This window comes from Comamonas guangdongensis (assembly GCF_041079535.1).
Lineage (GTDB): Bacteria > Pseudomonadota > Gammaproteobacteria > Burkholderiales > Burkholderiaceae_C > Comamonas > Comamonas guangdongensis.
Window position 1 is genome coordinate 291,469 of the sequence record NZ_JBFYGN010000002.1, and the last position, 20,179, is coordinate 311,647.

13 protein-coding genes are annotated in these 20,179 nt (G+C 67.0%); 9 read left to right on the forward strand and 4 right to left on the reverse strand.

Annotated features, from left to right (window positions below):
* Positions 1-378 precede the first annotated feature (378 nt).
* From AB6724_RS02870 to AB6724_RS02880, 3 genes are all read right to left on the reverse strand, one after another.
* On the reverse strand, positions 379-2,226 hold the full coding sequence (locus AB6724_RS02870) for a TRAP transporter large permease (RefSeq protein WP_369336985.1): 1,848 nt from the start codon (positions 2,224-2,226) through the stop codon (positions 379-381).
* A 21-nt stretch (positions 2,227-2,247) separates the two neighbouring features.
* Positions 2,248-2,877, reverse strand: coding sequence for a TRAP transporter small permease subunit (locus AB6724_RS02875; protein WP_369336986.1), 630 nt, complete (start codon positions 2,875-2,877; stop codon positions 2,248-2,250).
* Between the two features lie 289 nt (positions 2,878-3,166).
* Complete coding sequence (locus AB6724_RS02880; protein WP_369336987.1) at positions 3,167-4,333, reverse strand: helix-turn-helix domain-containing protein; 1,167 nt, start codon at positions 4,331-4,333, stop codon at positions 3,167-3,169.
* 171 nt (positions 4,334-4,504) lie between these two features.
* On the opposite strand from AB6724_RS02880, the gene AB6724_RS02885 reads away from it, so the two are divergent.
* From AB6724_RS02885 to AB6724_RS02910, 6 genes are all read left to right on the forward strand, one after another.
* Positions 4,505-4,975, forward strand: a complete 471-nt coding sequence (locus AB6724_RS02885; protein WP_369336988.1) for a (2Fe-2S)-binding protein — start codon at positions 4,505-4,507, stop codon at positions 4,973-4,975.
* Between the two features lie 30 nt (positions 4,976-5,005).
* On the forward strand, positions 5,006-7,393 hold the full coding sequence (locus AB6724_RS02890) for a xanthine dehydrogenase family protein molybdopterin-binding subunit (protein WP_369336989.1): 2,388 nt from the start codon (positions 5,006-5,008) through the stop codon (positions 7,391-7,393).
* 16 nt (positions 7,394-7,409) lie between these two features.
* Positions 7,410-8,198, forward strand: coding sequence for an FAD binding domain-containing protein (locus AB6724_RS02895; RefSeq protein ID WP_369336990.1), 789 nt, complete (start codon positions 7,410-7,412; stop codon positions 8,196-8,198).
* Between the two features lie 201 nt (positions 8,199-8,399).
* Complete coding sequence (locus tag AB6724_RS02900) at positions 8,400-9,398, forward strand: AAA family ATPase (protein ID WP_369336991.1); 999 nt, start codon at positions 8,400-8,402, stop codon at positions 9,396-9,398.
* Between the two features lie 99 nt (positions 9,399-9,497).
* On the forward strand, positions 9,498-10,724 hold the full coding sequence (locus tag AB6724_RS02905; protein ID WP_369336992.1) for a vWA domain-containing protein: 1,227 nt from the start codon (positions 9,498-9,500) through the stop codon (positions 10,722-10,724).
* Between the two features lie 15 nt (positions 10,725-10,739).
* Positions 10,740-11,375 (forward strand): SRPBCC family protein, encoded by a 636-nt coding sequence (locus AB6724_RS02910; protein WP_369336993.1) that lies wholly within the window; start codon positions 10,740-10,742, stop codon positions 11,373-11,375.
* 39 nt (positions 11,376-11,414) lie between these two features.
* On the opposite strand, the gene AB6724_RS02915 is transcribed toward AB6724_RS02910, so the two are convergent.
* Positions 11,415-11,798 (reverse strand): nuclear transport factor 2 family protein, encoded by a 384-nt coding sequence (locus AB6724_RS02915; protein ID WP_369336994.1) that lies wholly within the window; start codon positions 11,796-11,798, stop codon positions 11,415-11,417.
* A gap of 258 nt (positions 11,799-12,056) precedes the next feature.
* On the opposite strand from AB6724_RS02915, the gene AB6724_RS02920 reads away from it, so the two are divergent.
* From AB6724_RS02920 to AB6724_RS02930, 3 genes are read left to right on the forward strand one after another with little or no spacing between them, the layout of a single operon-like run.
* A complete protein-coding gene (locus AB6724_RS02920; protein ID WP_369336995.1) occupies positions 12,057-13,757 on the forward strand; it encodes an efflux RND transporter periplasmic adaptor subunit in 1,701 nt (566 codons plus the stop codon).
* A gap of 24 nt (positions 13,758-13,781) precedes the next feature.
* Complete coding sequence (locus tag AB6724_RS02925; protein WP_369336996.1) at positions 13,782-16,970, forward strand: MdtB/MuxB family multidrug efflux RND transporter permease subunit; 3,189 nt, start codon at positions 13,782-13,784, stop codon at positions 16,968-16,970.
* Positions 16,967-20,149, forward strand: coding sequence for a multidrug efflux RND transporter permease subunit (locus AB6724_RS02930; protein ID WP_369336997.1), 3,183 nt, complete (start codon positions 16,967-16,969; stop codon positions 20,147-20,149). Before AB6724_RS02925 ends, AB6724_RS02930 begins: the two co-directional genes overlap by 4 nt.
* Positions 20,150-20,179: the final 30 nt, after the last annotated feature.

Consider the following 20,179-nt stretch of genomic DNA (forward strand, 5'->3'; position numbering starts at 1 on the left):
GGGTAAGCAGTCTGCGCTGGAGCCTGTGGCACATCGCTTTGCAAAGACGGCTAAGGATTTGATTGCCGGCATTTGCAACAATGTGTAATCAAAAAACGAGATGGAGTTTAAGCGCCTGCGTGCAGATTCCAAATCCCAGGGCTGAGGCAGGGGGCAGATGCTTGTTGCGAGCATCAGGCTTGCCGGACGTCGCTGGCTGCGTGGGGGCGTTGACAAGTCTTTGATCGGCCGAGCACGGCCGCGCAGAGCAGGTGGTGCTACCCGCATCTTTGCACACTGTATCGAGGCTTGGCAGTTCGCGGCATCCGCAGCGAAACAGACAGAAAAAAGCCCCGGCTCTTTCGAGACAGGGCTTGATGAAGCAAGGCTTCGCGGACTTTACTTGGTGGCCGGGGCTGCCTTGAGCGAGTCCTGCAAGGCCTTGGCCGGGTCGTCCGAGCCGTAGGCTCCGGCATCGCTGGCCGGGGCTTCGGGTGTGGCCTGGCTGCCATCTTTGGGCGCTTCGGGGGCTGCGGAGCCTTCCTCGCCGCCTTCGGGGGCGCCGAAGGGATTTTCCGTGCCATAGCCGCCGCCGGCATCGTTGAGCTGCTCCAGCATCTGGTCGCCGACCTTGTTCATGTCCACGGCCACGGGCTTGTCCAGCGCACCGGTCACGATGCCGGGGAAGGCGATCAGCACGCCCACCATCACCAGCTGGATCAGCACAAAGGGAATGGCTCCCTTATAGATCTGCATGGTGGTCACGGGCTCGATGACCTTGTGCGTGACCCGGTCCACATACTGCTTTTCGGGCGCCACGGAGCGCAGGAAGAACAGTGCGAAGCCGAACGGCGGGTGCATGAACGAGGTCTGCATGTTCACGGCCAGCAGCACGCCGAACCAGATCAGGTCGATGCCCATCTTGTCGGCGACCGGGCCCAGCAGCGGCACCACGATGAACGAGAGCTCGAAGTAGTCCAGGAAGAAGGCCAGGAAGAAGATCATGATGTTGACCACGATCAGGAAGCCCACCTGGCCGCCGGGCAGGCTGGTCAGCAGATGCTCGACCCACTTGGGGCCGTCGGCGGCCTGGAAGACCAGGCTGAAGGTGGTGGCACCGATCATGATGAACATCACGAAGCTGGCCAGCTTGGTGGTCGAGCCCAGGGCCTGCTTGAGCAGATCCATGCTCAGGCGGCGGCGTGCAAAGCCCATCACCAGGGCGGCCATGGCGCCCATGGCGCCGCCTTCGGTAGGCGTGGCAATGCCCAGGAAGATGGTGCCGAGAACCAGGAAGATCAGCAGCAGCGGCGGGATCAGCACAAAGGTCACGCGTTCGGCCAGCTTGGACAGCAGGCCCAGCTTGAAGACGCGGTTCAGCGAGGCGATGACGAAGGCGATGAAGGTGCCGCCGCACATGGCGGTGACGATTTTTTCATCGGTCGCGACCTCGGTCACCTGCTGGCCCTGCCACCAGCTGTGGATGTCGGCCATGTGCTGGGCCATGAAGATGGCGACTGCGGCCGAGATGGCGGCCACGACGAGCAGCGAGAGATAGCCCGAGTTGCCGTTGTCCTCGCGGTAGATGCGGGCCTCGGGCGGCAGTGCGGGCACGGCATGGGGCTTGAAGATGGCCAGCAGCGCGACCCAGACCACGTACAGGCCCATCAGCATGAAGCCGGGGATGAACGCGCCCTTGTACATATCGCCGACGCTCTTGCCCAGCTGGTCGGCCATCAGGATCAGCACCAGGGACGGCGGGATGATCTGCGCCAGGGTGCCCGAGGCGGCGATCACGCCCGATGCCAGGCGGCGGTCGTAGCCGTAGCGCAGCATGATGGGCAGGGAGATCAGGCCCATGGAGATCACCGAGGCCGCCACCACGCCCGTGGTTGCGGCCAGCAGCGCGCCCACAAAGATCACGGCCAGCGCCAGGCCGCCGCGGATCGGGCCGAACACCTGGCCCACGGTATCGAGCAGGTCTTCGGCCATGCCCGAGCGCTCCAGAATCAGACCCATCAGGGTAAAAAAGGGCACGGCCAGCAAGGTGTCGTTGGCCATGATGCCGATCAGGCGCTGGGGCAGCCAGGCCATCACCGAGGAGGGAAAGACCCCCAGTTCGATGCCCAGAAAGCCGAAGGTCAGGCCCGCGGCCCCCAGGCTGAAGGCGACGGGGAAACCCAGCAGCAAAAAGACGATCAGCCCCGCAAACATGATGGGGGCGTAGTTGGCAGCAATAAATTCCATTTAGTTTGTCTCCCGCTGCCTTCAGGCCTTGTGTGCGCTGGCCTGGGCTTCCAGGGCCTCAAGCTGCTTGCGCTCGGCTTCGGCGCGCAGGGCCTCGGCCAGATCTTCTTCTGCGCTCTTGTCGCTGAGCTTGCCCATGGGGTCCGGACCATCGCCGGTCAGGAAGGCAATGCGCTTGATCAGCTCGGAGATGCCTTGCAGCAGCAGCAGCGTCACGCCGACGGGAATCGCCATCCATACGGGCCAGCGGATCAGGCCGCCGGGATTGCCCGACATTTCACCGGACTGGATCATCTGCATCACCACGGGCGTCGTCAGCCAGAGGATGGTCACGCACAGCGGGGTCAGGAAAAAGGCGAAGCCCAGGATGTCGATCCAGACCTGGGCCTTCTTGGAGAGACGGCTGTTGATCACGTCGATGCGCACATGCTCGCGGTGCAGCAGCGTATAGCCGGCGGCAATCAGGAACGACCAGGCAAACAGGTACCACTGCACTTCCAGAAAGGCGTTGGAGCTGGTGTCGAAGGCCTTGCGTACGATGGCGTTGGCGGCGCTGATGAAGGTGGCGGCAAATATCAGCCATATGGAATATTTGCCGACGAAGGCGTTCAGCCTGTCGATGGCCCTGGAAAGGGCAAGTAAAGCCTGCATGGTGTCTCCAAAAAGTAGGCTGTATGTCGCGCAATTGAGGCTGGTAAACCCAAGGCGATCGGAATTTTTGAACTAAGGGTGAGATTCTACGGATGCCTGTATCGGGTTTCTTACAAATCGTGGCGCAAATGTGGCAGCCTCGCGTCAGTCATTGGTTGCTATCAATACGCTAGCTTTTGGCGCTTTTTGGGAGTGATTTGCGGGTCGTTTTATGTGTTTTTCGGGAGCGGGATGTTCGCGGCCTGGAGTCTGCCGCCGGGTTGGCTGGGCGGCTTGGAGTGGGCAGTAACTAGGGCAAATCCGGAGGCGTTGGCGAGGCGGGCGGCCTGCGCTTGCCGGCCAGGCGCCGGTACAGGGTGGCCCGGCTCAGGCCCAGGCTTTTGGCGGCCAGGCTCACATTGCCCAGGGCTTCATGCAGGGCCTGCTGAATCAGCAACTGCTCGCTGGCCCGCAGCGGCAAGGGACTGGCGATCAGCGGAGCCTGCAGCAGCGGGCCGGCCTGGGCAAAGGCCTGCAGACGCAGGCCGGACCACAGCGGCAGCGTCATCAGGGTCTGGGGACGTTGGCGTGCATGCTCGGCCAGATCGGCCCAGGGCAGGGCCAGCAGTTCCTGGCTGTGCATGGGCCGGCGGTCTCCGGGCGGCTGCGGCGGGCGCGGCACCAGTTGGCGCGCCACGCTGTTGCCGCCCAGCATGCAGCCTTCGGCATCGAAAGCCATCAGCCCTTCGCCCTCCTGGCCCAGCGGGCAGCCGGGCCAGTTCAGATGCAGCAGCACCGCATGGGGCAGGGCGCGCAGCAGCCGGTCTTCGATCGCGCGCGCGCAGCGCAGCGCCAGGTGCTGGAGCTCGGGCCGCTCAGGCACATCGATGCCCGTGATGTCGAGCATGCCCAGGCATCGGCCTTGCGCGTCGAAGATGGGGGCGCCGGCGCCGCTGTAGTCGCGCAGCGCGTCGAAGAAATGCTCCTGCCGGTGCAGCCAGACGGGGCCGAGTTCGGTCAGCGCCGCCCCTATGGCCGAGGTGCCCGCGCTGCGCTCCGACAGATCCACGCCCGCGCGGCCCACGGCAAGGGTGCGCCTATCGTGGCGGTCCACCGGGCCTTCAACCTCGAGCACCAGGCCTGAGGCATCGGTCAGCAGGCTGAAGCAGCGCATGGCGCCTACCGCTGCGGCCAGCTGGGCCATCACCGGTCGGGCGGCCTGCAGCAGGGCGTCGTGCCGTTCCTGCAGCTCGCGCAGCGCATGGGGGGCGAGGGCCGCGAACTCCAGCTTCTCGGCCGGGCTGCGGCCTTGCTCCAGGCAGCGCCGCCAGGAGCGCCACAGCCAGGGGGCGATGCCCTCGGGGGCGCCGACCTGCAGGGTAGCGGGGGCGAGCAGCTGCCGTCTGGCCCGGGTCACCAGTGACTGGTGCTCTCCGGGGCTGGCGGGCATGGAGGGGGCTGAGCTGGCAGTGGGCATGCGTGGCTACCAAGATGTCTCATTTTGAGAATATCTGGCCGCCGTCCTCCCGCCCTGGGGGTCAACCCTAGCGATGCCCGGCATCGCTCAGGGCGAGCATATGTGTTGCGCCGAACCACTACCCACATTCCCCAACGCACATCACGCCGGCGATCGGCAGGAGGCAGCACGATGAATGTCCAGTTCACGGTCAATGGCCGCGCAGCCAGCCTTGACATCCCTCCCAATACCCTGCTGGTGCAGGCTCTGCGCGAGCACCTGCACCTGACCGGCACCCATGTGGGCTGCGACACCAGCCAGTGCGGCGCCTGCACCGTGATCGTCGATGGCCGGGCCATCAAATCCTGCACCATGCTGGCCGTGCAGGCCCAGGGCTGCGAGGTTCAGACCATAGAGGGCCTGGCCGCGGCCGACGGCAGCCTGCACCCCATGCAGGCCGCGTTCAAGCAGTGCCACGGGCTGCAATGCGGCTTCTGCACGCCGGGCATGGTCATGAGCGCCGTCGATCTGTGCCGGCAGCAGCCCCAGGCCTCGGATGCGGAGATCCGCGAGCTGCTCGAAGGCAATTTCTGCCGCTGCACGGGCTATCAGAACATCGTCGCTGCCGTCAAAAAAGGCCGCGAAGGCATGAGCGCCGTATAAGCGCGCAACGATCAAAAGAGGAGACACGTCATGGGTGCATCCGATTTTTCCAAGCTCCCGCACATCGGCGAAGCCGTGCTGCGCAAGGAGGACGAGCGCTTTCTGACCGGGGCCGGCCAATACACCGACGATATCGCGCTGGGGGCCCAGGCCTATGCGGTCTTTGTGCGCTCGCCGCATGCGCATGCGGGGCTGCGCGGCGTCAACACCGCCGCGGCCAGGGCGGCGCCGGGCGTGATCGGCGTGCTCACGGGCGCCGATGTAGCGGCCGACAAGATCAACGGCCTGCCCTGCGGCTGGCTGATCACCTCCGCCAACGGCGAGCCCATGAAGGAGCCGCCGCACCCGATTCTGGCGCTGGACACCGTGCGCTATGTGGGCGACCAGGTGGCCATGGTGGTGGCCGAGACGCTGCAGCAGGCGCGCGATGCGGCCGAGCTGGTGGAGGTCGATTACCAGGTGCGGCCCGCAGTGGTGAACGTGGCCGACGCGGCGGGAGGCAAAAAGCCGGGTGCCGTGGTGCACGAGATCGCCCCCGACAACCGCTGCTACAGCTGGGCGATAGGCGACAAGTCGGCCGTCGACGCCGTGTTTGCCGACGCGGCCCATGTCACCCGCCTGGACCTGGTCAACAACCGCCTGATCCCCAACGCCATGGAGCCGCGCGTGGCGATCGGCAGCTACAACCGCGCCATGGACGAGTACACCTTGTACGTGGCCAACCAGAACCCGCATGTGGAGCGGCTGCTGATGACGGCCTTCGTCATGGGTCTGCCCGAGAGCAAGGTGCGCGTGATCGCGCCCGATGTGGGCGGCGGCTTCGGCTCCAAGATCTTCCTCTATGCCGAGGATGTCTGCCTGACCTGGGCGGCCAAGAAGCTCAACCGCAACATCAAGTGGACGGCCGATCGCAGCGAATCCTTTCTGACCGATGCCCATGGCCGCGACCATGTGAGCCATGCCGAGATGGCCATGGACGCCAACGGCAAGTTCCTCGCGCTGCGCGTGCACACCGATGCCAATCTGGGCGCCTATCTGTCCACGTTCGCGAGCGCCGTGCCCACCATTCTGTATGCGACCCTGCTCGCGGGCCAGTACACCACGCCGCAGATCTACATTGAGGTCGATGCCTGGTTCACCCACACCTCGCCCGTCGACGCCTACCGCGGCGCGGGCCGGCCCGAGGCCACCTACCTGCTCGAACGCCTGGTCAGCCGCTGCGCCTGGGACATGAATCTGTCGCAGGCCGAAATCCGGCGGCGCAACTTCGTCACCAGCTTTCCCTATCAGACGCCGGTGGCCCTGCAGTACGACGTGGGGGACTACCGGGCCTGCATGGACCAGGCCGAGCAGCTGGCCGATGTGGCGGGCTTTGCCGCGCGCCGCGCGGCCAGCGAAGCCAGGGGGCTCAGGCGCGGCCTGGGCTACAGCAGCTATATCGAGGCCTGCGGCCTGGCGCCCAGCAATATCGCGGGGGCGCTGGGCGCGCGCGCCGGCCTGTTCGAATGCGGCGAGGTGCGCGTGCACCCCACGGGCAGCGTGACGGTGTTCACGGGCTCGCACAGCCACGGCCAGGGCCATGAGACGACTTTTGCGCAGGTGGTCGCGGCGCGCCTGGGGATTCCCATAGAGAACGTGGAGATCGTGCACGGCGACACGGGCCGCGTGCCCTTCGGCATGGGCACTTACGGCTCGCGCTCCATCAGCGTGGGCGGCGCGGCCATCATGAAGGCGCTGGACAAGATCGAGGCCAAGGCCAAGAAGATCGCGGCCCACCTGCTGGAGGCCAGCGACAGCGATATCGACTTTACGGAGGGAGAGTTCAGGGTCAGGGGCACGGACAAGGCGCTGCCGTTTGCGCAGATCGCGCTCACGGCCTATGTGCCGCACAACTATCCGCTGGACAAGCTCGAACCCGGGCTCGACGAAACCGCGTTCTACGATCCGACCAATTTCACCTTCCCTGCGGGCACTTATATCTGCGAGGTGGAGCTGGATCCGGCCACGGGGGCCGTGCGCGTGGACCGCTTCAGCGCCGTCGACGACTTCGGCACCATCATCAACCCCATGATCGTCGAAGGCCAGGTCCATGGCGGCCTGGCCCAGGGCATAGGCCAGGCGCTGCTGGAGAACTGCGTCTACGACCGCGATTCGGGTCAGCTGCTGACCGGCAGCTTCATGGACTATGCGCTGCCGCGCGCCGACGACCTGCCCGACTTCAAGCTGGGCACGGTGTGCACGCCCTGCACCCACAACCCGCTGGGCACCAAGGGCTGCGGCGAGGCCGGGGCGATAGGCTCGCCGCCCGCGGTGATCAACGCCGTGCTCGATGCCCTGCATCCGCTGGGCGTCAAGGACCTGGACATGCCGGCCAGCCCGCATCGCGTGTGGCAGGCCATAGACGCTGCGCGCGGCTGAACAAGGGAGACAGAAGATGTACGCCTTTAGCTATTCCAAGCCCGGTACCCGCAGCGAAGCCACGGCCGCCCACGGTCAGTTTCTGGCCGGCGGCCAGAGCCTGATTCCCTCCATGAGGCTGAGGCTGGCTCAGCCCGGCGCCATCGTGGACCTCAACGGCATCGCCGACCTCGCGGGCATCCGCGTCGGCGGCAATCAGGTTGAAATCGGCACCATGACCCGCCATGCCGATGTGGCCGCCAGCCCGGAGGTACAGGCCGCGATTCCGGCGCTGGCGCAGCTGGCCGCCGGCATAGGCGACCGCCAGGTGCGGGCGCGCGGCACGCTGGGCGGCTCGCTCGCCAACAACGATCCAGCGGCCTGCTATCCCAGCGCCGTGCTGGGCCTGGGCGCCACGGTGGTGACCGATAGGCGGGAAATCGCCGGCGACGATTTCTTTCAAGGCATGTACACCACGGCGCTGCAAGAGGGCGAACTCATCACGGCCGTGCGCTTTCCCGTGCCCAAGGCCGCGGCCTATCTCAAGTTCAAGCAGCCCGCATCGCGCTTTGCACTGGTGGGCGTGTTTGTGGCCCAGACCGCGCAGGGCGTGCGCGTGGCGGTGACGGGGGCCGGGCTGTCGGTGTTTCGCCATGCGCAGCTGGAGGCTGCGCTCAACCAGAGTTTCACGCCCGGGGCGGCCGCTGCCGTGAAGATAGACGACAGCGAGCTCAACAGCGATCTGCATGCCAGCGCACGGTACCGGGCCCAGCTCATCAGCGTTCAGGCCCAGCGCGCGGTGGCGCAAATGCATGGCACTCCCTGAGCGGCCGCGTCGCTTCCTATTGCGCCTCGCCCTCTCTCTTTTTAAGGAGGGGCGACGGCGCTCCCGGCTGGTGCACCCCAGCGTTGGGCGGCTGTTGCTCGGCGTTTCTGGTTAGGCGTGTTTCGTGTACCGCAGGTCTTGTTCTGAGCCGATTTTTAAGGGAAAGCGCCTAAAACCTATGCAGGATAAGCGCAAGCAGCTATGAAAAATAGAGAAAGCCCCGTGGCATCCATCGATGCGCTGATAGCCGCCCTGCGCGAGCAGGGCTATTTTGCGGATCGGCGCCTGGCCACGGCGGTTTTTCTCGCGCTGCGTCTGCAGCGGCCGCTGCTGCTGGAGGGCGAGCCCGGCGTGGGCAAGACGGCGCTGGCCCAGGCGCTGTCGGCCGTGCTAGCGCGCGAGCTGATACGGTTGCAATGCTACGACGGCATGGAGCAGCGCGAGGCGCTGTACGAGTGGAACTACGCGGCCCAGCTGCTGCATCTGCGCGCGTCGGAAATGAGGGCCTCCACGCTCGGCACTGACCTGTCCTCGCTGCCCCCCGAGGGGGCGCTCGCTACCTTGGGGCGGCCCGGCGGCAGCTCGACGCGCGCCGGCACCGAGGTCGAGGCCCTGGAGCAGGAGCTTTATCAAGCCCGCTATCTGGTGCGCCGCCCGCTGCTGCAGGCCCTGCAGGCGCCCGCGCCCGGCGCCGTGCTGCTGATCGACGAGGTGGACAGAGCCGATGAGCCCTTCGAGGCCTTTCTGCTCGAGTACCTGGGCGAGTACCAGGTCAGCATTCCCGAACTCGGCGTGATCCGCGCCCAGCTGCCGCCGGTCACCCTGCTGACCAGCAACCGCACGCGCGATCTGCACGATGCCGTGAGGCGCCGCTGCCTGTACCACTGGTTGGACTACCCCGAGCGCGAGCGCGAGCTAGCCATAGTCCAGGCCAAGGTGCCCGAGGCCGGCAAGGCCTTGACCGAGCAGATCGCCAACTTTGTCGCGCGTCTGCGCAGCCGCCCCTTTGCCGATGCCTTCGAGCGCACGCCCGGGATTGCCGAAAGCGTGGAATGGGCCAAGGCCCTGGTGGCGCTCGATGCCCTGGTCATAGACCCGGAACTGGTGCACGAGACCGCCGGCATTCTGTTCAAGCAGCGCGAAGACGTGGCGGCGCTGACGCCCGAGCGTCTGCAGCAACTGCTGGCGCCCCAGGAATGAAAATCCCGCCTAGCCGCCGTACAGCCGCCCCGCGCAGAAAGGGCCGGGGTTTTGCCGCGAGGTGGCCGGGCCTTGGCCCGCGTGCAGGGAGGGCACTGCATGTCCGCGGCGACTGAGGCGCAGCGCGCAAACTGGTGGGGCGATGCGCGCAGCGGCAAGCTGCCCGCCAATCTGCTGGGCTTCGGCCGGGCGCTGCGGCGCGCAGGCATTCCCGTCGATGCCGAGCGCCTGGCACTGGCACAGCAAAGCCTGGTGCTCACGGGCATGGCCAAGCAGGATGTGGCCGCGGCGCTGGAGGCGGTGCTGGTGTCGCGCGAGCAGGATCTGGTGGTCTTTCGAGAGCTGTTTGCGGCCTATTTCCGCAATCCCGAGGTAGCGCAGCAGCTGCTGGGCCAGTTGCTGCCCAGGTCGCCGGAGGCAGCCAGGCCGCGCCATAGGCCGCGTGTGCAGGAGGCCTTGGCGGCCATCCGCGCCGCAGGACGGCCGGGCGAGTCCAGGGATGAGCCCAGGCTGGATGCCGCCATGTCGGCCAGCGAGCGGCGCCGGTTGCAGCATGCGGACTTCGAGCAGCTCAGCGCCAGCGAGTACCGGCTGGTGCAGCAACTGGTGCGCGACATAAGGCTGCCGCTGCCCAGCTACCGCAGCCGCCGCAGCGAGCTGCATGTTTCCGGCAGCCGCGTGCATTGGCCCGCCAGCCTGAAGGCCGCGGCGCGCAGCGGCGGCGAACTCGCGCAGCTGCGCTGGCTCAGGCACAAGCACCGGCCCATGCCCTGGCTGGCGCTGGTCGATGTGTCGGGCTCCATGGAGCGCTATGTGCGCCTGCTGCTGGCTTTTCTGCATCAGGCCAGCAGTCCTCGGCGCCATCCCGGGCTGAGCCGCCATGTCTACAGCATGGGCACGAGCCTGCGCGATCTGAACAGCGCTTTCGCGCTTGCCGACCCCGATGCCATGCTGGCCAGGGTCAATGCCGAAATCGACGACTTCGGCGGCGGCACGCGCCTGGGCGAGTGCCTGGCGCAGCTGCACAGGCAGGCGGCGCGCCATCTGGTCGGGCGGCGCACGCTGGTGCTGCTGGTCAGCGACGGCCTGGACACCGGCGAGCCGCAGCTGCTGGAGCGGGAGCTGCAATGGCTGGGCCGGCATAGCGCGCGCATAGTCTGGCTCAACCCCTTGTTGCGTTTTGACGGGTATGCCCCCTTGGCCCGGGGTGCGGCCGTCCTGCATCGTCACACCCATGCCATGCTGGCCGTGCACAACCTGGAGTCGCTGCAGCAGCTGGCCCGGCATCTGGCGCGGCTGCTGCAGGCCGGCGACCATCACCGTTGAGAAAAGGAGAACCCTATGGAAATGCAAGCCAGCCGTTCTTTGGCCGTGAGCCAGCAGCAGGCCTGGGAGGCGCTCAACGATCCGCAGACGCTCCAGCAATGCCTGGCGGGCTGCGAGAAGTTCGAGCCCGGCGAGGATGGCGCCTATGCGGTCGTCATGGCCGTCAAGGTCGGCCCTGTTGCGGCCAGGTTCACCGGCAAGGTCACCTTGTCCGAGGTGCGGCCGCCCGAGAGCTACACGATGGCCTTCGACGGCCAGGGCGGCGTGGCCGGTTTTGGCCAGGGGCAGGCCAAGGTCGCGCTGGAGCCCATCGATGCCGGCCACTGCGAACTGCGCTACGAGGTCCAGGCCCAGGTGGGCGGCAAGATCGCCCAGCTCGGGCAGCGCCTGATCGACGGCGCGGCTAAGAGCATGGCGGACGATTTCTTTGCGCGCTTCGGAGCGTTGATGCAGGAGCGCCATCCGGCCGAGGCCGAGCCGGCCGCGGAGCTGGACATGCGCTCCTGGGAGCATGATGCGGCCTCCGTAACCCAGGTCCCGCTCGATGCCACGCCCGTGGCCGCGCCCCCGGAACGACAGGGCCTGCCGACCTGGGCCTGGATTCTGGCCGCGCTGGTGGTGCTGGGCCTGCTGTGGCTGCTGAGCCGCTAGCCGGCCCGCGACAGCCCGGGGCGCGATGGCCCGAGACGCTTATTGCGGCTGGGCGTGGAAGGCCTTGTTGGCGATCTTCCAGCCCTGCTCGGTCTTGAGCAGCACAAAGTAGTCGGTGAAGGTCACGGCGCCGTGGTGCAGCGTGACCTTGGCCATGGCGGCCGTACCCACGATGTCCAGATAGTCGATGGTGCGGCGGCGCGTGGCCTCGTCGGCCGCGGGCGTGTTCTTGAAACGCTGGCAGTAGAAGTCCAGATCCCAGGAGGTCAGCGGGCCTTCGCGCACGGATTCCAGGCGCGCCGTGGGCATGAAGGCAGCGCGCATGTGCTCGGCGTTGTCTTCTGCATGGCCGCGCATATACAGCTCCAGGGGCGCGCGCACGGCGGCTTCTTCGGGGTGGTTGGTCAGGCGTTCGGTGGTCATATGGGTTCTCCGTGGGGCCGGCGCTGCGGCCGCAGCACGGCCAGGGTCGACAGGCGACAAGCATGAGGCCGGTCAAACACCGCATTGCCACTGTGCAGGTCAGCACTGTTTCAGCCTCGGCGCGCGGAACGGGGACAGGTAAACCGGCGGTAAAGCGAGGGTAAATGCAGGCAAAGCCGGCGCCGCTTGGGCGCGGGTGCAAATACAAATAGCTACCATTGGGCTCAAATTCGGGTCCGTACATCCTGCCTCAACACAATGCCAAGCACACCACCACCGACCAAAGCGTTCTTCCATCCTCAGCAGGGCAAGGCCAGGCCCGCGGTTCTGATCGGCGTGATCCTGGCACTGGCGGCCGCCGGCGGCGGCGTCTGGTGGTATCAGCAGGAACACGGCGCCGGCCAGGATGCATCGGCGGTATCTGCTTCCAGCAAGGGAGCGGGCAACGCGCGCGGGGGGCGTGGCAGCCGCATGGGGCCGGGCGGCCCCGGCGGCATGGGCCAGGCCCAGCCCGTGTCCGTGGGCGTGGTCGAGCAGCGCGATATGCGCGTGTTGGTCAGCGCCATAGGCACCATGAATGCGCGCGCCACGGCCGTGGTGCGGGCCAAGGTCTCGGGAGAGCTGCAAAAGCTCTATTTCAAGGAAGGCGACGAGGTCAAGGCCGGACAGCTGTTGGCCGAAATCGATCCGCGCAGCTTTCAGGCCGCGCTGAGTCAGGCCCAGGGGGCGCTGGTCCGCGACCAGGCTCAGCTCAAGAATGCCCAGCTCGACCTGCAGCGCTACAAGGAACTGCTGGCGCAGGACTCCATCGCCAGCCAGCAGGTGGACACCCAGCTGGCGCTGGTGCGCCAGCTGCAGGGCACGGTGGCCGCGGACCAGGGGCAGGTGGATGCGGCCAAGCTGCAGCTGAGCTACACGCGCATCACGGCGCCGATCTCGGGGCGCCTGGGCCTGCGCCAAGCCGACCTGGGGAATGTGGTCAACCCCTCGGATACGAACGGGCTGGTGACTATCACCCAGGTGCGGCCCATCGACGCCCTGTTCTCCGTGCCCGAGGCCCATATCAGCGCGCTGGCCGAGCAGCTGCGTGCGGGCAAGAGCATGGCCGTGGAGCTCTGGGACCGGGAGCAGAAACAGCTGCTGGCCAAAGGTCAGCTCAACGCGCTGGACAACACCATCGACATCACCACCGGCACCGTCAAGGCCAAGGCCGCGTTCGACAATGCCGACGGCAGGCTGTTCGCCAATCAGTTCGTCAACGTCAAGCTGCAACTGCGCCAGCTCGATCAGGTGCTGGCCGTGCCGGCAACCGCGGTGCAGAACAACTATGTGTATCTGGTCCAGCCCGACAAGACGGTGACGCAGCGCAAGATCACCGTGGGCGTCACCGACGGCGACTATGTGAGCGTGCGCGGCGATCTCAAGCCCGGCGACCAGGTGGTGACCGACGGCATCGACCGCCTGCGTGAAGGCGCACAGGTCACGGTGATTGATACCGAAAAGGTCAAAAAGGTGGACCAGGCCGTGCAGGACGCGGCCAGCCAGCCGCGCGGCGGCATGCGCAACCTCACGCCCGAGCAGCGTGAAAAGCTGGCCAAGATGACGCCCGAGGAGCGCAAGGCCTTCTTCCAGAAGCTGCGTGCCGAGCGCGCCGCCAACGGCGGCCAGGCGACCCTGGCCGCGCCGGAAGGCAAGGGCGCGCAGCCCGCGGCCGGCGGCGAGGCGCGAGCCTCCGAGGCCTCGAGCAAGCCCGGGGTGCCGGCTGCGGGTGGCGCGGATGCCAGGCCCGCAGAAGCGGGAGCCGGTGGGGGCGAGCATCGCCGCCAGCTGACGCCCGAGCAGCGCGAGAAGCTGGAGGCGATGATGCCCGAGGAACGCAAGGCCTTTTTCCAGAAGCTGCGCGCCGAGCGCGCCGCCAACGGCCAGGGGGGCGAGGCCGCACCCGCCGCGGGCCGCTGAGCATAGTCCGGACCTGCGGCCACCATGAATATCTCCCGTCTTTTCATTCTCCGGCCCATCGCCACCTCGCTGCTGATGGTGGCGGTGCTGATCGCCGGCATTCTTGCCTACCGGCTGCTGCCGATCTCGGCCCTGCCCGAGGTGGACTACCCCACGATCGAGGTCACCACCCTGTATCCGGGCGCCAGCCCCGACGTGATGACCTCCAATGTCACGGCGCCGCTGGAGCGCCAGTTCGGCCAGATGCCGGGGCTGGACCAGATGTCGTCCACGAGCTCGGGCGGCGCCTCGGTCATCACGCTGCGCTTTTCGCTGAACATGTCCATGGACGTGGCCGAGCAGCAGGTGCAGGCCGCCATCAATGCCGGCAGCAATCTGCTGCCCAGCGACCTGCCCATGCCCCCGCTGTACAGCAAGGTCAATCCGGCCGATGCGCCGGTGCTGACGCTGGCCATCACTTCGCCTTCGCTGCCCGTCATCAGGATCAACGACCTGGTGGAAAACCGGCTCGCGCCCAAGCTGTCCCAGGTCAAAGGCGTGGGTCTGGTCGCGATCGCCGGCGCGCGCCGCCCCGCGGTGCGCATCCAGGCCAACCCGGCGGCGCTGGCCGGTCTGGGCATGACGCTGGACGATGTGCGCACGGCCATCGCGGCCGCCAACGTCAAGACCGCCAAGGGGGGCTTTGACGGGCCGGACCGCGCCTCGACCATAGATGCCAACGACCAACTGCAGTCGGCCGCCGATTACCGCAACCTCATCATCGCCTTCAAGAACGGCAACCCCGTGCGTCTGGCCGATGTGGCCCAGACCGTGGACGATGCCGAGAACACGCGGCTGGCCGCCTGGTCCGGCACGCCCGACAAGGGCTCCAAGGCCGCGGTGATCCTCAATATCCGTCGCCAGCCCGGCGCCAACGTCATCCAGACCGTGGATGCCATCAAGGCCTTGCTGCCCCAGCTCAAGGAGACCCTGCCCGCGTCCGTGGACGTGCAGGTGCTGACCGACCGCACGATCACCATCCGCGAGTCCGTGAAGGACATGCAGTTCGAGCTGGCCCTGTCCATCGCCCTGGTGGTGATGGTGATCTTCCTGTTCCTGCGCAGCGCCTCGGCCACGCTGATCCCCAGCGTGGCCGTGCCGCTGTCGCTGATCGGCACCTTCGGCGTCATGTATCTGGCGGGCTTTTCCATCAACAACCTCACGCTGATGGCCCTGACCATTTCCACGGGTTTTGTGGTCGACGATGCCATCGTGATGATCGAGAACATCGCGCGCTTCGTGGAAAAAGGCGAGCCGCCGCTGCAGGCCGCGCTCAAGGGCGCCAAGCAGATCGGCTTCACCATCATCTCGCTGACCATCTCGCTGGTGGCGGTGCTGATCCCGCTGCTGTTCATGGGCGATGTGGTGGGGCGCCTGTTCCACGAGTTCGCCATCACCATGGCCGTGGCGATCCTGATCTCGGCCGTGGTCTCGCTCACGCTCACGCCCATGCTCTGCGCGCGGCTGCTGCACCAGCGGCCCGAGGGCGAGGAGGCCGAGCGCGAGTCCCATCGCTTCTCCGGCGTGATGGGCCGCTTCTTTGACCGGGTGATCGCGGGCTACGGCCGCGTGCTGACCTGGGTGCTGGACCACAGCAAGCTGACCTGGCTGGTGTTCCTGGCCACGCTGGCCGTCACCGTGCTGCTGTATTTCGTCGTGCCCAAGGGCTTCTTCCCCGAGCAGGACACGGGCACGATCGCGGCCACCACCGAGGCCGACCAGGCGATTTCCTTCGCCGCCATGGCCGAGCGCCAGCAGGCGCTGGCCGAGCAGCTGCTCAAGGACCCGGCCGTGCAGAGCATCTCCTCCTTCATCGGCGTCGACGGCACCAACACCACGCTCAACACCGGGCGGATCCAGATCGACCTCAAGCCCCATGGCCAGCGCGATGCGCTGGGCGTGGTGCTCCACCGGCTGGCCGATGACGCGCAGAAGGTGGCGGGCATACGCCTGTATGCCCAGCCCGTGCAGGATCTGACCATCGAAGACCGCCAGGCGCGCACGCAATACCAATTGCTGATGTCCTCGCCCGATATGACGCAGCTGAACGCCAGCACCAAGGCGCTGGTGGCGCGGCTGCAGCAGCTGCCGCAGCTGCTGGACGTGAGCAGCGACCTGCAGAACCAGGGCCGCCAGGCCTATGTGCAGATCGACCGCGCGCAGGCCAGCCGTCTGGGCGTGACCGTGGCGGCCGTGGACTCGGCGCTGTACAACGCCTTCGGCCAGCGTCTGATCTCCACCATCTTCACGCAGTCCAACCAGTACCGCGTGGTGCTCGAGGTGGCGCCGCAGTTCAAGATCGGCCCCGAGGCGCTGCAAAGCATTTACGCGGCCTCGACCAGCGGCGCACCCGTGCCGCTGACCTCGATCGCCACGGTCAGCGAGCGCCCCATGGCCCTGGCCGTGAACCATGTGGACCAGCTGCCCGCGGCCACGATATCGTTCAATACCGCGCCCGGCGTCTCGCTGGGGCATGCGGTGCAGGCCGCCCAGCAGGTGATCCAGAGCATGCGCGACGAGGGCCAGATCCCGCTGTCGGTGGATGCGCAGTTCCAGGGCGCGGCCCTGGCCTTCCAGGCCTCGCTGTCCAATACCTTGCTGCTGGTGCTGGCGGCCGTGATCACCATGTACATCGTGCTGGGCGTGCTCTACGAGAGCACGATTCACCCGATCACGATTCTCTCGACCCTGCCGTCCGCGGGCGTGGGGGCGCTGCTGGCGCTGCTGATGGCGGGGCTGGATCTGGACATCATCGCCATCATCGGCATCGTGCTGCTGATAGGCATCGTCAAGAAGAACGCCATCATGATGATCGACTTCGCGCTGGAGGCCCAGCGCGATGAGGGCATGAATGCGCACGAGGCCATACACCAGGCCTGTCTGCTGCGCTTTCGCCCGATTCTCATGACCACGCTGGCGGCCCTGCTGGGCGCGCTGCCGCTGATGATAGGCACGGGCGTGGGCAGCGAGCTGCGCCATCCCCTGGGCGTGACCCTGGTCGGTGGCCTGCTGGTGAGCCAGCTGCTGACGCTGTTCACCACGCCGGTGATCTATCTGACCTTCGAGGGCTGGGCCGAGCGCTGGCGCCTCAAACATGGTCTGTCGGCGGTCAAGCGCATGCCCAGGACCGAGGCCGAGGCACAGGCCGCGGAAGAGGGCGGGGCCCGGCCATGAGCATTGCCACGCCCTTCATCTTCCGCCCCGTCGCCACCATGCTGCTGACCATTGGCATGGCCCTGGCGGGCGGCGTGGCCTATTTTCTGCTGCCGGTAGCGCCGCTGCCGCAGGTGGACTACCCGACGATCTCCGTGTCGGCCAGCCTGCCCGGGGCCGAGCCGGACACCATGGCGGCCACGGTGGCCACGCCGCTGGAGCGGGCGCTGGGCTCCATCGCGGGCGTCAACGAGATGACCTCCAGCTCCAGCCTGGGCAGCACGCGCATCACGCTGCAGTTCGATCTGTCGCGCACCGTCGACAGCGCGGCCCACGACGTGCAGGCGGCCATCAATGCCGCACGCACGCTGCTGCCTTCGGGCATGCCCAGCAACCCGACCTACCGCAAGGTCAACCCCGCGGACGCGCCCATCATGATCGTGGCGCTGACCTCGGACAGCCTCACGCGCGGCCAGATGTATGACGCGGCCTCCACGGTGCTGGCGCAAAAGCTGTCCCAGGTCGACGGCGTGGGCCAGGCCACCATCAACGGCGGCGCCTTGCCCGCGGTGCGCGTGGAGCTGGACCCGGTGCGCCTGGCCTCCAACGGCATTTCGCTGGAGCAGGTGCGCACCGCCATCAGCGCCACCAATGCCAACCGCCCGCTGGGCGCCGTGGAGCGCGAGGACCATTACTGGCAGGTGGCGACCAACGACCAGGCACGCACCGCGGCCGAGTACGCGCCGCTGGTGCTGAGCTGGGCCAACGGCAGCGCCGTGCGCCTGCGCGACGTGGCCGACGTGACGGATTCCGTGCAGGACGTGCGCAACTACGGCGTGATGAACGGCAAGCCCGCGGTGCTGCTGCAGGTCTTCAAGCAGCCCGACGCCAACATCCTGCAGGCGGTGGACAAGGTGCGCGCGCTGCTGCCGCAGCTCAAGGCCTCGATTCCCTCGGCCATAGACATGACGGTGATCTCGGACCGCACGCCGACGCTGCGCGCCTCGGTCAAGGAGGTGCAGCGCTCGCTGCTGATCTCCGTGGCGCTGGTCATCATGGTGGTGTTCCTCTTCCTGCGCCGCGCGCGCGCCACGCTGATTCCGGCCGTGGCCGTGCCGGCCTCGCTGCTGGGCACTTTCGGCATCATGTATCTGTGCGGCTATACGCTGGACAATCTGTCGCTGATGGCCCTGACCGTGGCCACGGGCTTCGTGGTGGACGATGCCATCGTGGTGCTCGAGAACGTGATGCGCCACATGGAGCGCGGCAAGTCCGCCATGCAGGCCGCGCTGCTGGGGGCGCGCGAGATCGGCTTCACCGTGGTCTCGATGAGCCTGTCGCTGATCGCGGTGTTCGTGCCCATTCTTTTCATGGCGGGCATCGTGGGCCGGTTCTTCCGCGAATTCGCGGTGGTCATGTCGGCGGCGATCCTGGTGTCCATGCTGGTCTCGCTGACCACCACGCCCATGATGTGCGCGGCACTGCTGCGCACGCCCGAGCAGGAAGCGCGGCGGCGCCAGGCGCGCGCCGGCAGCCCCTCCAAGCGCCGCTGGGATGCTTTCTGGCAGGGCGTGTCCGACGCCATAGGCCGTTTCGAGCGGAAGGTGAGGGCTTTTTATCGCCGCACCCTGGCCTGGGGGTTGCGCCACCAGCCCGTGGTCATGGCCACCCTGGTCGCGGTGATAGGGCTGAACGTCTATCTCTATGCGACCATAGAAAAAGGCTTTATGCCCAGCGAGGACACGGGTCGCGTCATGGGCTTCATCCGTGCCGACCAGTCCACGTCGTTCCAGGCCATGGAACGGCGCATCAAGCGCTTTCTGGCCGTGGTGCAGGAAGACCCGGCCGTGGAATACGTGACCGGCTTCACGGGCGGCGGCCAGGCCAATGCGGCCAATATGTTCATGTCGCTCAAGCCCCTGGCCGAGCGCAAGGTCTCCAGCGACGAGGTCATCAACCGCCTGCGCGAAAAGCTCAAGAACGAGCCCGGCGCGCGCCTGTTCATGATGACGCAGACCGATGTGCGCATCGGCGGCCGCCAGAGCATGGCCTCCTACCAGTACACGCTGCAGGCCGACGACACGGCGGAGCTGCGGCTGTGGGAGCCGCGCATACGCCAGGTGCTGTCCACGCTGCCCGAGCTGACCGATGTGAACAGCGACGTGCAGGACAACGGCATACAGACCAAGCTGGTCATAGACCGCGACCAGGCCACGCGCCTGGGCCTCACGGTCGCGCAGATCGACAACACCTTGAACGACGCCTTCGGCCAGCGTCAGGTGGGCGTGATCTACAACCCGCTCAACCAGTACCGGGTGGTGATGGAGGCCGCGCCCCAGTATCTGCAGAGCCCGGAGGCGCTGCGCGGCTTCTTCCTGGTCAACAGCTCGGGCCAGCGGGTGCCGCTGACGGCGTTTGCCAGGATCACGGTCTCCAGCACCCCGCTGTCGGTCAACCACCAAAGCGGCACGCCGGCCAGCACGGTGAGCTACAACCTCGCGCCCGGCGTGTCGCTGTCCCAGGCCAACGATGCGATCCGCAATGCCATGGCGGAGCTGGGCGTGCCCGTGTCCATACGCGGCAGCTTCAGCGGCTCGGCCGGCGCCTTCCAGCAGGCGCTGGCAGGCCAGCCGCTGCTGATTCTGGCGGCCATCATCACCATCTATCTGGTGCTGGGCATACTCTACGAGAACCTGGTGCACCCGCTGACCATCCTTTCCACGCTGCCGTCGGCCGGCGTGGGCGCGCTGCTGGCACTGATGCTGTTCAAGACCGAGTTTTCGCTGATCGCCTTCATCGGCGTGATCCTGCTGATCGGCCTGGTCAAGAAGAACGCCATCATGATGATCGACTTCGCGCTGGAGCACGAGAAAGGCGGCCATGCCACGGCGGCCCAGTCCATTTACCGCGCCTGCGATCTGCGCCTGCGCCCGATTCTGATGACCACCATGGCGGCCCTGTTCGGTGCGCTGCCGCTGGCCCTGGGCCGCGGCGACGGAGCCGAGCTGCGCCAGCCCCTGGGCATTGCCATCGTGGGCGGCCTGCTGCTGAGCCAGGTGCTCACGCTCTACACCACGCCCGTGGTCTATGTGCTGCTCGACCGTGCGCGCAAGCGCGTGCTGCGCGTCTGGGCCGCGCGCCCCGCCTGGCTGCGCAGAAGCCAGGGCGGCGCTGCAGCCGCCCTGAGCGCGGGAAAGTGAGATATCTATGCAAGAACCTGATCTGAATCC

Excerpts from the sequence above, each read along its gene's own strand:
- AB6724_RS02895 (WP_369336990.1), top strand. The coding sequence starts at position 7,410 with ATGTACGCCTTTAGCTATTCCAAGCCCGGTACCCGCAGCGAAGCCACG.
- AB6724_RS02880 (WP_369336987.1), bottom strand. The coding sequence starts at position 4,333 with ATGCCCACTGCCAGCTCAGCCCCCTCCATGCCCGCCAGCCCCGGAGAG.
- AB6724_RS02870 (WP_369336985.1), bottom strand. The coding sequence starts at position 2,226 with ATGGAATTTATTGCTGCCAACTACGCCCCCATCATGTTTGCGGGGCTG.
- AB6724_RS02925 (WP_369336996.1), top strand. The coding sequence starts at position 13,782 with ATGAATATCTCCCGTCTTTTCATTCTCCGGCCCATCGCCACCTCGCTG.
- AB6724_RS02890 (WP_369336989.1), top strand. The coding sequence starts at position 5,006 with ATGGGTGCATCCGATTTTTCCAAGCTCCCGCACATCGGCGAAGCCGTG.
- AB6724_RS02930 (WP_369336997.1), top strand. The coding sequence starts at position 16,967 with ATGAGCATTGCCACGCCCTTCATCTTCCGCCCCGTCGCCACCATGCTG.
- AB6724_RS02910 (WP_369336993.1), top strand. The coding sequence starts at position 10,740 with ATGGAAATGCAAGCCAGCCGTTCTTTGGCCGTGAGCCAGCAGCAGGCC.
- AB6724_RS02885 (WP_369336988.1), top strand. The coding sequence starts at position 4,505 with ATGAATGTCCAGTTCACGGTCAATGGCCGCGCAGCCAGCCTTGACATC.
- AB6724_RS02915 (WP_369336994.1), bottom strand. The coding sequence starts at position 11,798 with ATGACCACCGAACGCCTGACCAACCACCCCGAAGAAGCCGCCGTGCGC.
- AB6724_RS02900 (WP_369336991.1), top strand. The coding sequence starts at position 8,400 with ATGAAAAATAGAGAAAGCCCCGTGGCATCCATCGATGCGCTGATAGCC.
- AB6724_RS02920 (WP_369336995.1), top strand. The coding sequence starts at position 12,057 with ATGCCAAGCACACCACCACCGACCAAAGCGTTCTTCCATCCTCAGCAG.
- AB6724_RS02905 (WP_369336992.1), top strand. The coding sequence starts at position 9,498 with ATGTCCGCGGCGACTGAGGCGCAGCGCGCAAACTGGTGGGGCGATGCG.
- AB6724_RS02875 (WP_369336986.1), bottom strand. The coding sequence starts at position 2,877 with ATGCAGGCTTTACTTGCCCTTTCCAGGGCCATCGACAGGCTGAACGCC.